Source organism: Streptomyces sp. NPDC015144, from assembly GCF_043079735.1.
Classification (GTDB): Bacteria; Actinomycetota; Actinomycetes; order Streptomycetales; family Streptomycetaceae; genus Streptomyces.
In genome coordinates, this window is sequence record NZ_JBIBUU010000021.1 from 26,075 (window position 1) to 39,795 (window position 13,721).

Here is a 13,721-nt window from a genome sequence, read left to right on the forward strand (position 1 = left end):
AGCGAGGTACGGGAGGGCGGGCCAGCCCTCAGTTCCAGTACGTCTAACCGGCGATTCTTGTTACGGTTTTCGCGTTTCCGCTGGTCAGCGGCCCGGTAAGTTCAACGATCACAAGGGACATGCGGGCGTGCCCGGACTCCACGGGCTCCCCCATGACGGGGTACGGGCCGAGCAGATGCTCGGCGTCGTCGTCCGGGAGCAGGTGCCGGGCCTTCGGCTGATCCGGGTTGGGAGTCACCAGGCCGTCGACGTACGCCTTCACGGTGGGGCTCCAGTTCAGGGGATCCCGAGACCGCTTGATGCTCCGCGGGTGCAGCACGAAGAAGATCGCCGCGCGCTCTAGGCGGGGCACGCGCATGGGCGCGATCAAGCTGGTGGCGTCCGCGCGCAGGCCCTTCCGGATCCGGTGCTCCACCCGCCAGTTCGGATGCCTGTCGTTGCTGGTCAGCATCTTCTCCGCGTACGGCATGAGCAGCACCCAGTGCCGCCCGGGGGCGGGCAGCATCGCGAGCAGCGGCGCGACGTCGGGCTCCGGTGGCGTGGCCGGCAGGCCCGGGTGCGCGGGCGCGGCCTTCTTCCGTACGGCCTTCTTCTTCTGCGCCGCGGCAGGGGCGGCCGCCTCGCCGCGGCGGCGCGCCATCAGGGCGGTGTACTCCGCCGCGGTCATCCTGGCTACCACGGGATCAGCCCTCCAGAGCAGCGGTACCGGCTTCGGTGAGCCGCCAACGGTTGCCCAGGTGGCCCAGTAGCGTCCTGCCGTGCTCCGTCTCGACCGCCACCCACCCCTTCTTCTCCACGCGCTTCACCGCGGCGTCGGCCTTCCGCCCGAACTGGCCCCAGGCCGTGCCATGGCTGCGCTCGCTGGTGTCGCGGATGGTCGGCTGTCCGCGGCCGGGGCGCACGGTGAACACCGCGCCGGCCTGGATCAGTCGCAGCGTGGCGGCCTCCCCCGGCGTGGGCGGGGCCGGGGCGTCCAGGGTTCGCACCAGGCCCGCGTACTCGATGCAGCGTCGGCAGGTGGGCGGCAGGTCCTCGAGCGGGCCGCCCAGGTACAGCGGGTTCGTACGGCCCGGCGTCTCGCACAGAGCACGTCCCGCCGTATGCCGCCGGGCGCGCCCGGAGACCAGGTCGACGGCCGCCGTGACGTGCCGCAGCGCCCCCCCGACGCCCGTGTGTCGGGTGTTCTCCCGCACGCTGAACGAGACCGGCGTCGAGGCGGTGACCAGGTCCCAACGTCGCTTCTCCGCCGCCAACTTGGCCGCGGCCTGCGCCTCGCGCTCCTGGCGCCGCGCCTCCTCGGCGGCGCGCTCCCGAACGATGCTCTCCGGGAGCTCCGGGGCGAGGCCGCGCTCGTCGGCGACCAGCAAGGTGAACCCGTCCACGGACGGCGTGTGACGCAGGCCGGGGAAGTGCCGGCCCAGGACGGCCGTGCACCAGTCAACGCCGCGGCGCTGGATCACGTCCTCCATTCGGGCGATGCTGCGGCCGCCGATCGGCCCGGCGTCCCTCCCCCGGGCCTCCCTCCGAACGTCCTCGTACTCCGGGTACGCCGGTTCGGGGTCGGGTTGCGGGAGCCGGACGGTTACGACGATGCGACGGGGCATCGGGGGTTCCTCTCTTCGGGTTACGGCGGTGCTCTCCGCCGCGCGGCGTCCCGGTGGGCGCCCGGGGACTACGTACGGTGAGGTCAGGACTTGCGTGCGGGTTCGGCCCGGACGATGGCGAGGGACTGGACCAACAGGTCCGCATCGGTCCGCGGGTCGGCGCGCCAGTGCAGCGCGTAGGAACCGGCGATCGTCGGCCCCTCCACGGTGTGCAGCGTGGGGTGCCGGTCGACGGCGCGCTGTTCCCACACGTCGGCCGGGAGGGTGGCGCCGCCAACTCCGTTGTCGGGGCAGGTGATTACGACCACGCGGTCCGCGATCTCCGCGGTGAAGCCTCCGGCATACGCGAACCGCGCCGGGCGCTGCGCCGGGGCTCGGCGTGCGGGCCGAGTGCCGCGCGGACGGTAGGGTCCGCGGGATCCGCCGTGCGGTACGGGGTGCTGCCGAATCCACTCGTGGCCGCGGTCGGTGAGCTTGACGGGGGCCATGTCGTTGCCACTGTCCGTGACGTACCCGTCGGCGGTGAGCTTGTGGAACGAGCGCTGATTGACGACGTACTCGGTTCCGGAGAGTCGGTAGCGGAGCCGGGGCTCCACCTTGAACTGGGCACCGGTGTCGCCGGCCTCCGCGATGGTGCGCAGGAGGGTTTCGACAGCGGGCGTGAAGTGTTGAACAGCAGCGAACAGTTCAGTGCCCGAGCCTCTGACCTGCGCACTGAACAGTTCCGTGCGCACTTCGGCGGGCCTGCTCTGCGCGCCCATCTGTTCAGTACGGCGCCCGGCCGAGGGCCCAGTCCGTTGTCCGCGAGGCTCTGACCTGCGAACTGAACGATCCGCCGCGTCGGCTGAACCGTCGACTGAACTCTTTCGTGCGCGACTGAACTGTTCGCTGCCGTCCGACATGAAGTCGGGCATGTGAATCTGCTCCTTGGCGGGGCTGAGCGGAGAATCGTTCTGAGCGAAGAATCGAACGGGTCGAACAGCCGGGTTGTTACGCCTTCACCGGCAGGATGGCGTCGATCGAGGTGTCCCAGGCGCGGCCGAACCACCGTGCTGCGTTGCCGAGCCGGCCGGGGAAGGCCTGCGCCAGCAGGACGCCGGCGGCGAGCGTGAGCGTGAGCGCCAGGTGCGCGAGGAACCAGCCCACGACCGCGAAGACAACTCCGGCCAGGACGCCGAGAGTTGCGACGGTGGGCGGGACGATGGCCGGATGCGCGACGGCCAGGAGGCCGAGGGCGTACGCGGCGAGCTTGAACTTGCCGAGCCAGTTCGGCATCGGGGGTGCTCCCTCTTCGTGGTTTCAGGCGGTGCTCTCCGCCTTCGAGGAAGACTCTACGGGGTTACCCATGAGTAGCCGACAATAACTCCAATTGTTGTCGGTAATCTGAGAGCCTTGACCACGACAACCTGCGGGAGTCATCCGTGAGCAGCATCGGCAACGTCGGTGACGCGCGTTTCGCAGCCACCCGGAACTATCCGAGTGCGCGCGAGTTCATCGAGTTCACCGACGACGACGGCGCCACACTCGGCTGGACGTTCGCGGCTACCAGCCGTGGCACCGGTTTCGGTTGGGTCCTCGCGGCGGACGGCCGCCTGAGCCCGGCCACCGACACCTACCGGTCCGACGCCGAGGACTACGGCCGCCGAACCGCGCTCGACAACCCTCGTCCCTCCGGGCGCCCGTGAGCGCCGTCGACCAGGCGCTCGATGCCGTGTACGCCGCGGCCCGCGAGGACCAGGAGGCGCACCGGATCCGGATCCCGGGCGAACTTGACGCCATCGCCGAGGACCTGACGGAGACCCTGCGGCCACCGAAGCTACGCGCGGCCGGCTTCCGCTTCACCTACACCACTGAGGAGATCGCGTGACCGTCGAGGAAGCAGAGCAACTGCTCCAGCAGTACTACGAGCGGCTGGTCGCCTTCTTCCACCGCCGTACCAAGAACTTCCCGGCGGCGGAAGACCTGACCGAGCGCGTGCTCGTAGCCGCTGCCCGGGAGAAGGCGCCTCTGCCGGACTGGGATATCTGGATCTGGAGCACGGCGCACCGTGCCTACGACGACTACTTCCTCGAGGGCTGCGGGGTGCAGCCGTGACCTCCGAACCGATCGGCCCGGCGGCCGAGTACCAGAACCGGCAACGGCAGGCGGCTGACCTGGACTACATCCGCCGCTACTACGGGCTCGAACAACGCGTCGGGGTCCGCGTGGCGATCGGCGGACGGGTCCGGAGCAGCGGGCAGGAGGGGCAGATCGTCGACACGTCCGGCCACTACCTGATGGTTCAGTTCGACGGCGCCGAGCGGCCCTCCCGCCGGCACGTCACCTCGAACATGGAGTACGCCACGGCGGCCGGATGGGTCGCCGCAACGCCGGTCGCTGACCCGTGCGCCCGCGTACCGCAGGAGGCGTGACGATGGATCCGAACACCATGTACTCCGTCGACCTGTCCGGCCCGGCGCCCGACCTGGGCATGCAAGCGTGGATCGACGACCGCGACAGCATGCCCCGCGTCGTCTTCGCCGCCGAGCACCGGATCGAGACGTTCGGGACGGACGGCAGCGCCGGGCCGGACCCGTTCCTGCACGGCCTCCGTACGGACGGCTGGGCGGAGTTCAACGACTTCCCAGGATGGGCGGACCCCGCCCCCGGGTGGTCCGCCGTCCTCGACGTCGCCACCGACGAACTGACCATGTCCAACCCCGACGGCGTGTCCTTCTACCAGGGCACCCTCAACAGCTCGAGAACGTGGCGCCGCAGCGCCAAGAAGAACCGCATGTTCATCGCGCTCGCCGGGGACATCGCCGACCCGCGCGGAATCGCGGACGCCGTGGACGCAGGCCGCATGTACGCGCTGGTCTGCCCCATCATCGTGGCCATGCCTGGGAGGGGCCAGTGACCGCCGTCAACGAGAGGGCCGGGCTCGCCTTCTACGAGTTCATCGACGCGCGCCTCGACGAGGAACTGCGCACCAAGTACCCGACGACGGACAGTACTCCGGCCGTCGAGGAGTACCGGGAGAAGTACCGCGCCGCGAAGCAGGAGTACGACGACCTGGTTGATGCGCTGCACCGCGGCGACCAGGAGCAGGCGGCGGACCTGCTCTGGGGTCTCCGGAACCAGGCGTCCCCGTGGAAGAGGCACCCCGACTACCCCGAGCCGATCTCCGACGGCACCATGCCGTGCCCCGTCCCGGCCCCCGAGACCGGGCACCCGTGCACGAAGCGGATCCCGAAGGGCTGGACCTCGGCCGAGGGGCACGGAGGCGGGCACTTCTGGCAGTCCCCGAAGGCCGCCGAACTGCAGGAGTCCGGCGTGCACATCGACTACCGGGCCCTCCTGTCCGGCCAGCCAGCGGAGTCCCACATGCCGAAGGACTGCACCCCCGCATGCTGGCAGTGGTGGGACCGATGAGCCTCCGCGACCAGGGCGAGGACGAGATCGTCGACGCCGAGCTCGTCGACGAGGAGCACGGCGTCGTCCTGGCGCTCGTCGACGAACCGCCCCCACTCGTCGACTCCAACACCGTCCTGTTCCCGGGCCAGGAACTGCCCACCGCGGCCGACGGCCCGCAGTACAGCGATCGGGACCTGTACGTCAGCGAAGAGACCGCCGCGCTCCTCGAGGAGACGGATCCCACGGGGACGGGGCCGATGGTGGCCTTCACCGCGTGGTGTGCGCAGCACGGCCGCATCGCGGTGCCGTGCACTACGGCGACGTACACCGAGTACGCCCGGCACCTGATGGCCCGGGGCCTCAAGGTCTCCACGATCAAGACCTACATGTCCCTGATCAAGACGGCGATGCCGCCGGGGAAGAAGCCCGATAACAGCCTCTACCTGCGGCTTCTGGACAACTACCGGAAGAACAACAAGCGGGCCCTGCGCACCCGGCGGGCATTCCCGATCACCCTGCCGTACCTGATTCCGATGATGGCGAAGGCGGAGGCCGAAGACCGGCCGATCGGCTGGCGCGACTGCGCGATGCTCGCGTTCGGGTACCGCTTCCTGGGCCGCAGCGTCGAGGACGCCAACCTCGAGATCGAGGACCTGACGTTCATCAACGGCGGCCTGTTGGTCTGGCTCCCGGAGGACAAGACGCACGACGAGGAGCAGAACCTCGTGCTCATGGACCGGCCGGACCTCCAGCTCGTCCCGCGGCTCACGCGCTGGCTCGACTACATGGCATCTCAGGGGATCACCTCCGGGCCGGTCTTCCGGCACGTCCTGCGCAGCGGCAAGGTGGCCACCGCGGAGACCCGGTTGAAGACGGCGACGAGTCGCGGTCTGCACCTGCGCGGACAGACCATCAACGACCGTGTGAAGTACTGGTTCGCGGCGGCCGGACTGGTCACCGACGGCCGCCACGTCTCCTCGCAGGGCGTTCGCGCCGGCGCCGCGACCGACCTGGCCCAGAACGAAGCGACGGACGAGGAACTCGAGCGCGCCGGCCGCTGGAGGCCCGGCTCCCGCGTTCCCCGCACCGTGTACGTGCGCCCCGCCCAGGCCGAGAGGAACGACCCGTTCGTCAGGGTTCCCGTGCACAAGCCCGCCGCTACGTAACGACAGGCGTCGGCGTGGCGGCCGGGCTGCTCGGGCAGTTCATTCTCAGATAGCCCGCGCGAGAGGGTGCTGGCTGCTACGGTTTCACTACTGGTCCCCGCGCGAGCGGGGGTGGTCCGAGTTCGTTTAGAAACCGACCGCGACGGACGAACCTTTCCCCGTGCACACGGGGGTGGTCCGGCTCGGTCTGGGGACCGCCACGCAGTGTGGTCTCGATTCCTCGCGCGCGCGGGGGTGATTCGGGCTTGCTTGTTTGCTCGGTCGGAGCAACTGCACCGCTGCGGACTGGTCTTCGCCAAGCGGAGCATGCACAACAGCGCCGCCCCCTCCTGCACCATGCGGGAGGGGGCGGTGTTCTGCGTTCGGGGTACTCAGAGGGCCGAGACGAAGCGCGACCAGGCAGAGGCCGAGACGATCACAGCCGGACCCGGGTTTTTCGAATCGCGGACGGGCACGACGCTGGGATAGTCGTCGCACACCTCCACGCACTGGCCACCATCCGAATTGCTGTACGAGGATGCCCGCCACGTGGCAGACGTCAGGTCGGGTCGGGAGTACATGCCTTGTGCTCCTTGATCAGGTTCGCGATGAACTCGGCGGACTGCTCCGGGGATAGAGCCTTGTCACGTAGCAAATCGTAGGACAAGCGCAGCGCCTCTACCCTCCCTGGCTCCTCGATCAGGTCTCCGCCCGTACTGCTCTCCGAGTAGACGACCGACTTCCCGTCCGGTAACCACAGGACAGTGAGCGACCCGCCCAGCAGGCTGTGCATTCCCGCAGCGAACGGGACAACTTGGATGGCGATGTTCGGCTGCTCCATCCAGTCGAGCAGCGATTCAAGCTGATCGATCCAGACCTTCGGGTCAGCCGCTATCCGTTGGAAGGCGGCTTCGTCGATCAGGGCCCGGAAGTGGGGGGCGCCCCCGCCGCGCAGCATGTCCTGACGGCTCATGCGCGCCGCCACGTCGTCCAGGAGGTTGACGTCATCCCTGTCTCGTCGGCCGAGCCCCAGGACTTCCGTGGCGTACCCCTCAGTCTGGAGCAGCCCCGGGATCACGCCGGACGAGTACGTGTACTGCACGCTCGCTCGGCGTTCCAGATCCATGAACTTTGCGTACCTGTCTCCGAAAGCCTGATCGCTGGCCAGAGTCCACAGCTGTTGAAGCTGCGTCCGGGTGCCGTACACCCGGTCCAGCGCCGCCATCACCTCTGGGCTCCCGAGCCGCGCTCCAGTCTCCAGTTTGTGTAGGTACCCACGGTCGTAGGTCGTCTCGTCCTGGAGATCCTGCAGGCTTTTTCCGGACTCCTCACGCAGGCGCTTCAGCGTCGTGTACAGCATGCTGCGCGCGTTCGAATCGGCTGATTCGGACTTGCGTTTGGGCATCCAACCCCCCTTGTGGCCTATGGCAATTGGGCTACAGCGCCGCCCTTCCGAGAGTAGCCACCCATGCCCAAACTTGTAACCAGAACGACCCCCCGCCACTCACGAGAAGGGGCCAGCCCATGGGCGCATCGCCTCCCCACTACCACCCCGCGTACGGCTGGCGGCTCGACCGCGTCCCCGGGCAGCGCATCACCGCGTACGAGACCGAGAACGGGTCCCTCTTTCACCTCCCGCTCGTGGTCCTGCTCAACGACCGAATCCGGGGCGAGGGTGGCATCTGGATGTCCCGCGCCGAGGCCGAGCAGTTGCACGCCGAGCTGTGCTACATGCTCACCGAGGACCCCGCCGCCGCTCTGGACTGCCAGCGATCCGACGCGACGAGGACGCGCTCGTGAGAGACGCATTCCGCGCCGCGTACCACACCGTCAGCGCAGCAACCGGGGTCCTGTTGATCGTCATGATCTTCGGCTCCTGCGGCCTCGCCATCGGCTTGGTGGCGACGCTGTACTGACCTCCCAGACTCCCTGGCCCGAACCTCCCCAGGAAACCGGCCAGGGCCTCCGCCCCGCGCCTCTGCACGCGGGGTAGAGAACGGGGTTCCCGGCCGGCCGTCTCCCACGCCGCCCGGCCGGGAACCCTACGCGCCCGTTCCCTCGGACGGGCAGAACAACGGCCCCCGCCCCCGGCGCTGGATACGCCGGGTGGCGGGGGCCCGCAAGGAAGACACCGGCGCTGATGTCCGCGCCGCCCCAGAACTCCCCCGGCTCGGTTGCCGGGGGCGCACAGAAAGAAGTTCACGACACAAGGAGGTAGCAAGTGAAGCCCTTCGCTCTCACCTACGCCGCTCCGCGGCCCCCGGCCCCGGCGACGCCCTTCACGTACGACGCCGCCCGCCAGATGAGCACCTGCCCTGACGGGGCGCTGGCTGCGGAGAACTACCCGCTCCTGCTCGGAACCTCATCCACCACGTCGACCGCGGGCAGCGCGACCCACCGCGACGACGACTGACATGACCGCCCTCATCCTCACGTCCGAGGACGACGTCACCGCGGACATGGTTGTTCATCGCCTTGTCCGGCAGGGAACACCCGTCCTGCGGGTGGACCCTGCCGATATCCCCGGCCGTGTGGCCCTCACCGCCCGCGTCACTGCGGGCGGTGGGGTGGCCGGCCACATCACCACCGACCGCCAGCGCCTGCCCCTCGACGACGTGCGGTCCATCTGGCTGCGCCGTCCCGGCCGCCCGGGGGCCGGAGCCACGGAACAGGCGGAGTGGGTGGCCACCGAGACCGAGCGGGCGTTCTACGGCGCGCTCCGCGCCACCGGCGCCCCCTGGATGAATCACCCGGACGCGGTCAACCGGTCCCGCTACAAACCCTGGCAACTCCATGCGGCCCACCAGGCGGGCATGCACATCCCCGAAACGATCTTCACCACCGTTCCGGATGATGCCGAGCGGTTCGCCGCCACTGGGCCGATCATCGTCAAGTCGGTCAGCGGCAAACATCCCGAGGACCCGCCGAGCACCCTGCCGACATGCCGCGTGGAGCCGGGCGCGGACTTCGCCGGGGTCGCAGCGTCTGCTACGTGTCTGCAGCAGGAGGTGGCCAAGGGCGCCGACCTGCGGCTGACGGTGGTCGGTAGCCGGATGTTCCCGTGCGTCATCGAGCCGAACGACGGTACGACAGTGGACTGGCGGTGGCTTCCGGCCGACGAATGCTCGTGGGCCATCCGGGAGATCCCGGCAGCCTTGCAGGCGTCCGTTCAGCGGTACATGGCCATCGCTGGTCTGGTGTACGCGGCGGTCGACTTCGCTATCGACGCGGCCGGGCGGTACTGGTTCCTCGAAGCGAACCAGGGCGGCCAGTTCGGGTTCGTGGAGATCGCCACGGGCGCCCCGATCTCCCAAGCCATCGCCGACTGGCTCACGTCACCGATTGGAGCGACACCGTGTCCCGGCTGACCACCGAGCGCTACTCTCCCGATATGGGCTACTACGACTACACACCGATGGACTCCCCGTATGAGATGAGCTGGCCCGCTCGGGACTGCAACACGTGTGGAAGCCCCGAACTCGCCTGGGCCTACCCCGTGAGAGAGGTGACATTCCCCCGGCAGATTTCTGCGGACGGCGACGTTCAAACGATCTCGCATGCCGCGCAGCCGTGGTTCGCGTGCGACCGCTGTATCGGTCTGATCAACGCGGGTGAGTGGGACCGCCTCGCCGTTATGGTCGGACGCCCCGAAGGGTACTTCCGCAAGCTGGCCGCCGCGCGGGCCCCCGCAGCGGCGTACCGATGGAAGCACCGCAAGCGGTTGCCCCGCTGACGCCCAAGCCGCTCTGTGCCCCCCGAGAACCCTATGTTCTCGGGGGGCACAGCCGTTGAGGTGTAACAGAACCTGGCCGTTGACGTTCGGGCAGTGAAGGGGGTGGCGCTTTACGTCAACCCCGCAGTGATCCGGAGGAACGGTGACGACCGCGACAGCCCCCCTCTCGCCCGAGACTGGCCGCTCCCACCTGCAGGAGAGCCTGTTCGCCTGGCTCGAGCCCGAAGCGCCACCTGCACCGGCCAAGGCCCTCAGCCCCGCGCCCGCGCCCGCGCCTGAGACCGCGACCAAGGCACAAACCCTCTGGGAACCCGACCCCGAGGCCCCCGTGACCCCGCCCGAGCCGAAGACGAAGCCCGACCTCTCCCACACCTGGGTCGTGGCCGCCACGATTGAGGTCACCCCGAAGATCGCGAAGATCGCCGACTACCGAGGCAGTTTCAAGGCCGCCGAAGGGCAGCGCATCGAGGCCCTGGACGTCTACTGCGACGGATGCCGACGACCGTACGACGAAGTCAAGGGCGACGACTGCGCCGCCCAGATCGACAACACGCACCTCATCGGTGGCGACCAGACGAAGCGGGCCAAGCGGAAGGTCCCCACTCCGCCCGCGAACGCCCGGATCATCGCAGGCGGCACCATCCATCGGCGCGGCATCGGCGCCTACATGTCGGGGGTCTCCCGGCCCCCGCGCTGAGCACGCGACGTTAACGCCGCCCGCCGTCCATGGTGCGCGGCGTGACTACTCAGCGAACTCAGCCGTCGAACGACGACCCGGTTGTCGCCCCCACCGACATCACCGGGCCGAGGGTCTCCGACAAGGTCGGACGGGAGGCCCTCGGGCTGCTCCTGCTCTCGTTCGGTGTGCTCGGCGGACTCGGTGCGCTGGGCGCCCTGCACTGGACCGCAGGTCTGTCCGCCGCCCTCATCGGCCTGTGCATCAGCGGGGTTCTCGTACGCCGCAACTCCACGCCCCGATGGCAGCAAGACGCCGGGGCCATCACCGCCTTCGCCGGATACGCAGGACTGTCCGCCGTTCTGTTCTATCTGCTGCCCCCGCTGGGGTGGCTGGCCATCAGTGCCCTCGTGGCCGCCGTCGGACTGTGGCTGTCCAGCGCTGAGGGGGCCTGATGCCCCGCCAGCTCTTCCCCGCGCTCCGGGGGCTCCTCGTCCCCCGAAGCGCCGCGGAGCCATCGCCCGCGCCCACCGAGACGAAGGACCTCCGAGCGGGAGGTGTCTACACGTCGGTGTCGTTCGCCGGCGTCACGAACGTGTGGGGCACCCCCGGCCGCGCGGATGGCTGGGACCTCGAGCGAGTCATCGTCGAGGGCTACGAACGGAGCATCTGGACCTTCAAGAGCGTCGAGGCCATCAGCAAGCACGCCTCCACTCTCCCGGTGCAGATCGGCCGCGGCGGCGACGAGCGGGAGTTCGAGGAGGTCCTCGAGGACCACCCTGTCCTGCGGCTGCTGAATCAGCAGGCCAACCCGCTCGAAACCGGCGACGTCTTCAAGAAGCGCCTGAGCGCCCAGTTGCTGCTCAGCAAGAAGGGCGTGTTCATCGAGAAGACGTACAGCCGCGGCGGAGTCCTGACCAGGCTCGACCTGCTGCCCCCGGACCGCGTCCGGATCATCCCCGACGACGAGAACGCGAGCTACGTCAAGCACTTCGAGTTCACCGACTACGCCGGACACATCCGCGAGCTCAAGCCGAAGTACGTCATCTGGCTGCGCGACCCCCACCCCACGGACCCCTTCTGCGGCGTGACCCCGCTCGAGGCCGCCGGCCTCTCGGTCGACCTGGACGTGAAGGCGCGCACCTACAACATCGCGTTCATCGACAACGACGGCCGCCCCGGCGGCATCGTCGGCATCGACCTGGACGGCGTCGACCCCGCGGAGGTCGAGCGGATCCAGAAGCGGCTCGCCCCGGGCGCGCACAACGCCGGACAGCTCACTCTCGTCGGTACCGGCCCCGGCGGCGTCACCTACGTCGACACCTCCGCCCGCCCCCGGGAGATGGCCTACGAGACCCTCTCCAGCACCGCAAAGAACGAGATCCTCTCCGCGTTCGGCGTCCCCGAGAGCATCGTCGGCAACGCCTCCGAGCGCACGTACGCCAACGCCGACCGGGAGGAATACAACTTCTGGGCGCACACCGAACTGCCTCACCTCAGCCTGATCGCGTCAGCGTTCGACCCGGACCTGTCGGATGACTGGGTGATCCGCTTCGACACCTCCCGTATCCAGGCCCTCGAGTTCCCCCGCCGGGAGGCCCGAAAGGAGTCCCGCGAGGAGTTCGACAAGGGGCTCATCAGCATCGACGAGTACCGGGTGGCCGCCGGACGTAAGCCGTTCGGCACCCCGCAGTCCCGCGCCCTGTGGATCAGCCCGCAGAAGGCGCCCGTGCCCGCCAATGACCAGGACGCGGCCGCGCTGGGCCTGGCTCCCGAACCGGGAGCCGGCACCGTCCCGGGAACCGTCCCGAACGCAGCACTTCCCACCGCCGACGGCGACCAGTCCGCCGCCGCGGCGGTCGCCGAGGCCCGCGAGCTCGAGGCATCCCCGACGGCCGCCGCCGACGTCGCCCTGGCCCGCAGGGAGGCCGCCCTCGAACTACCCACCGGCACGGCAGGCAGGGCGGCCGACGAGGTCGCCGCAGCCCGCGCCCAGAACACCGAGACCGGCCCAGGGGCCGCCGCTGACGATGTTGCCCGCGCCCGTGCCACCACCACGCAGCCCGAGGACGGACCCGCCGCCGAGGACGTCGCCGCGGCCCGTGCCCAGCTCGAGACGAAGTCCCTTACCGGCCGGGGCTTCGAGGTCACCGACGCCGACTTCGACGCCCTGGCCCTCGCCGTGCAGGCAGCCCTCACCGCGCTGCTCGCCCGCCAGCAGGGCGTCATCGTCGCCCGGCTCCGCGCACCGAAGACCCGCAAGCACACACGGTTCTGGGAGCCGGAGAACGAGCACGACACCCGCGGCGGCGACGCGAACATCGACGGAGACCGCGTCGTCAGCGCAGCCCGCTGGGCTGAGGAGACGACCAACACCCTCGCGCCGATCCTCCAGCAGGCCGCGACCGCCACCGCCCGCAAGCTCGGCCAGGCCATTACCGGCGCCGACACCGTGCCCCCGGCCGCCGTCGCCGCCGCTCTCGTCTCCGCGATGTACGCCGGAGAGGCCGTGACCACACTGCTCGGGGACCTGGCCGAGGAGCTGCAGAGCATCCAGAGCACCCCAGAGGCGGAGCTCACGCTCGAGGACCTGGAGCGTGCTGTCACCAGGTTCTACGAGGCGGCCACGCCCGTGCTCGTCGCCCGCGTCGCAGAGACGTGCGCCGTGTCCACCGTCAACGGGGCCGCCGACGCCGCGGCGGAGAGCGCCGGACCCGGAGTCGTCCGGACGTGGATCACGCGTCAGGACGACCGCGTACGGCCCGCCCACAAGGCGCTGCACGGCACAACCCTCCCCGCCGGCACCCCGTACGAGATCGCGGGCGCCCAGCTCCGCTACCCCGGCGACCCGTTCGCCCCCATCGGCCTGACCGTGAACTGCCGCTGCCGTCTGCACTACGACACCGACCCCCAGGAGTAACCCCGTCATGTGGCCCGCCATCTGGATCGCCTGGACCATCATCTTCGCCATCGCCGAGGGCATCGCCCTGGTCAACAAGAAGGAGAACGACACGCTCTCCGAGAACTTCCGACGCCTTTTCCGCACCCGCACCAGCAAGGCCGGCAGAGCGATCTTCGCGGTCGGATGGTTCGGATTCTCCGCCTGGTTCGCCATCCACATACTCACCGAAACCATGTAGGCCCCGGCCACGGCGTCGCGCCCACGCGGT

21 protein-coding genes are annotated in these 13,721 nt (G+C 69.5%); 15 read left to right on the top strand and 6 right to left on the bottom strand.

All coding sequences use genetic code 11. The features are described 5' to 3' along the window. Nucleotides 1-43: 43 nt before the first annotated feature. The 4 genes from ACF08W_RS28795 to ACF08W_RS28810 all read right to left on the bottom strand — a co-directional run bounded on the left by ACF08W_RS28795 (nucleotide 44) and on the right by ACF08W_RS28810 (nucleotide 2,879). Complete coding sequence (locus ACF08W_RS28795) at nucleotides 44-667, bottom strand: hypothetical protein (protein WP_392281010.1); 624 nt, start codon at nucleotides 665-667, stop codon at nucleotides 44-46. Nucleotides 668-683: 16 nt separating this feature from the next. Further along, complete coding sequence (locus tag ACF08W_RS28800; RefSeq protein ID WP_392281011.1) at nucleotides 684-1,469, bottom strand: hypothetical protein; 786 nt, start codon at nucleotides 1,467-1,469, stop codon at nucleotides 684-686. A 218-nt stretch (nucleotides 1,470-1,687) separates the two neighbouring features. Then, complete coding sequence (locus ACF08W_RS28805) at nucleotides 1,688-2,518, bottom strand: hypothetical protein (RefSeq protein WP_392281012.1); 831 nt, start codon at nucleotides 2,516-2,518, stop codon at nucleotides 1,688-1,690. A 76-nt stretch (nucleotides 2,519-2,594) separates the two neighbouring features. Further along, nucleotides 2,595-2,879 (bottom strand): hypothetical protein, encoded by a 285-nt coding sequence (locus tag ACF08W_RS28810; RefSeq protein WP_392281013.1) that lies wholly within the window; start codon nucleotides 2,877-2,879, stop codon nucleotides 2,595-2,597. 146 nt (nucleotides 2,880-3,025) lie between these two features. Between ACF08W_RS28810 and ACF08W_RS28815 the strand changes: the two genes are divergently transcribed. From ACF08W_RS28815 to ACF08W_RS28845, 7 genes are read left to right on the top strand one after another with little or no spacing between them, the layout of a single operon-like run. Next, the gene (locus tag ACF08W_RS28815) at nucleotides 3,026-3,289 is read left to right on the top strand and encodes a hypothetical protein (RefSeq protein ID WP_392281014.1); all 264 of its coding nucleotides are present in this window, start codon (nucleotides 3,026-3,028) and stop codon (nucleotides 3,287-3,289) included. Continuing rightward, nucleotides 3,286-3,471, top strand: coding sequence for a hypothetical protein (locus tag ACF08W_RS28820; protein ID WP_392281015.1), 186 nt, complete (start codon nucleotides 3,286-3,288; stop codon nucleotides 3,469-3,471). Before ACF08W_RS28815 ends, ACF08W_RS28820 begins: the two co-directional genes overlap by 4 nt. Continuing rightward, nucleotides 3,468-3,698, top strand: coding sequence for a hypothetical protein (locus tag ACF08W_RS28825; RefSeq protein WP_392281016.1), 231 nt, complete (start codon nucleotides 3,468-3,470; stop codon nucleotides 3,696-3,698). The genes ACF08W_RS28820 and ACF08W_RS28825 overlap by 4 nt, the downstream gene beginning before the upstream one ends. Next, nucleotides 3,695-4,015 (top strand): hypothetical protein, encoded by a 321-nt coding sequence (locus ACF08W_RS28830; RefSeq protein WP_392281017.1) that lies wholly within the window; start codon nucleotides 3,695-3,697, stop codon nucleotides 4,013-4,015. Before ACF08W_RS28825 ends, ACF08W_RS28830 begins: the two co-directional genes overlap by 4 nt. Nucleotides 4,016-4,017: 2 nt before the next feature. Then, nucleotides 4,018-4,500 (top strand): hypothetical protein, encoded by a 483-nt coding sequence (locus ACF08W_RS28835; protein WP_392281018.1) that lies wholly within the window; start codon nucleotides 4,018-4,020, stop codon nucleotides 4,498-4,500. Next, entirely contained in the window at nucleotides 4,497-5,015 is a 519-nt protein-coding gene (locus ACF08W_RS28840; RefSeq protein WP_392281019.1) for a hypothetical protein, read from the top strand. The genes ACF08W_RS28835 and ACF08W_RS28840 overlap by 4 nt, the downstream gene beginning before the upstream one ends. Then, nucleotides 4,991-6,163 (top strand): tyrosine-type recombinase/integrase, encoded by a 1,173-nt coding sequence (locus tag ACF08W_RS28845; protein ID WP_392281020.1) that lies wholly within the window; start codon nucleotides 4,991-4,993, stop codon nucleotides 6,161-6,163. Before ACF08W_RS28840 ends, ACF08W_RS28845 begins: the two co-directional genes overlap by 25 nt. A gap of 371 nt (nucleotides 6,164-6,534) precedes the next feature. Here the strand turns inward: ACF08W_RS28845 and ACF08W_RS28850 are convergent, their stop codons facing one another. Continuing rightward, a complete protein-coding gene (locus ACF08W_RS28850; protein WP_392281021.1) occupies nucleotides 6,535-6,723 on the bottom strand; it encodes a DUF397 domain-containing protein in 189 nt (62 codons plus the stop codon). Continuing rightward, entirely contained in the window at nucleotides 6,702-7,547 is an 846-nt protein-coding gene (locus ACF08W_RS28855) for a helix-turn-helix domain-containing protein (protein WP_392281022.1), read from the bottom strand. The genes ACF08W_RS28850 and ACF08W_RS28855 overlap by 22 nt, the downstream gene beginning before the upstream one ends. Before the next feature lie 119 nt (nucleotides 7,548-7,666). Here ACF08W_RS28855 and ACF08W_RS28860 point away from each other — a divergent pair, with 119 nt between their 5' ends. From ACF08W_RS28860 to ACF08W_RS28895, 8 genes are all read left to right on the top strand, one after another. Next, nucleotides 7,667-7,942: a hypothetical protein gene (locus tag ACF08W_RS28860; RefSeq protein WP_392281023.1), complete on the top strand. Its 276-nt coding sequence runs from the start codon at nucleotides 7,667-7,669 to the stop codon at nucleotides 7,940-7,942. A gap of 421 nt (nucleotides 7,943-8,363) precedes the next feature. Further along, nucleotides 8,364-8,555 carry a putative ATP-grasp-modified RiPP gene (gene tgmA, locus ACF08W_RS28865; protein WP_392281024.1) on the top strand — a complete coding sequence of 64 codons (192 nt, stop codon included), beginning with the start codon at nucleotides 8,364-8,366 and terminating at the stop codon, nucleotides 8,553-8,555. A gap of 1 nt (nucleotide 8,556) precedes the next feature. Further along, complete coding sequence (locus tag ACF08W_RS28870; protein ID WP_392281025.1) at nucleotides 8,557-9,510, top strand: MvdC/MvdD family ATP grasp protein; 954 nt, start codon at nucleotides 8,557-8,559, stop codon at nucleotides 9,508-9,510. Nucleotides 9,511-9,533: 23 nt separating this feature from the next. Continuing rightward, nucleotides 9,534-9,875 (top strand): hypothetical protein, encoded by a 342-nt coding sequence (locus ACF08W_RS28875; RefSeq protein ID WP_392281026.1) that lies wholly within the window; start codon nucleotides 9,534-9,536, stop codon nucleotides 9,873-9,875. A 142-nt stretch (nucleotides 9,876-10,017) separates the two neighbouring features. Further along, on the top strand, nucleotides 10,018-10,572 hold the full coding sequence (locus ACF08W_RS28880) for a hypothetical protein (RefSeq protein ID WP_392281027.1): 555 nt from the start codon (nucleotides 10,018-10,020) through the stop codon (nucleotides 10,570-10,572). Between the two features lie 41 nt (nucleotides 10,573-10,613). Continuing rightward, nucleotides 10,614-11,006: a hypothetical protein gene (locus ACF08W_RS28885; RefSeq protein WP_392281028.1), complete on the top strand. Its 393-nt coding sequence runs from the start codon at nucleotides 10,614-10,616 to the stop codon at nucleotides 11,004-11,006. After that, entirely contained in the window at nucleotides 11,006-13,471 is a 2,466-nt protein-coding gene (locus ACF08W_RS28890; protein ID WP_392281029.1) for a phage portal protein, read from the top strand. Before ACF08W_RS28885 ends, ACF08W_RS28890 begins: the two co-directional genes overlap by 1 nt. A gap of 7 nt (nucleotides 13,472-13,478) precedes the next feature. Continuing rightward, nucleotides 13,479-13,691, top strand: coding sequence for a hypothetical protein (locus ACF08W_RS28895; protein ID WP_392281030.1), 213 nt, complete (start codon nucleotides 13,479-13,481; stop codon nucleotides 13,689-13,691). Nucleotides 13,692-13,721 lie beyond the last annotated feature (30 nt).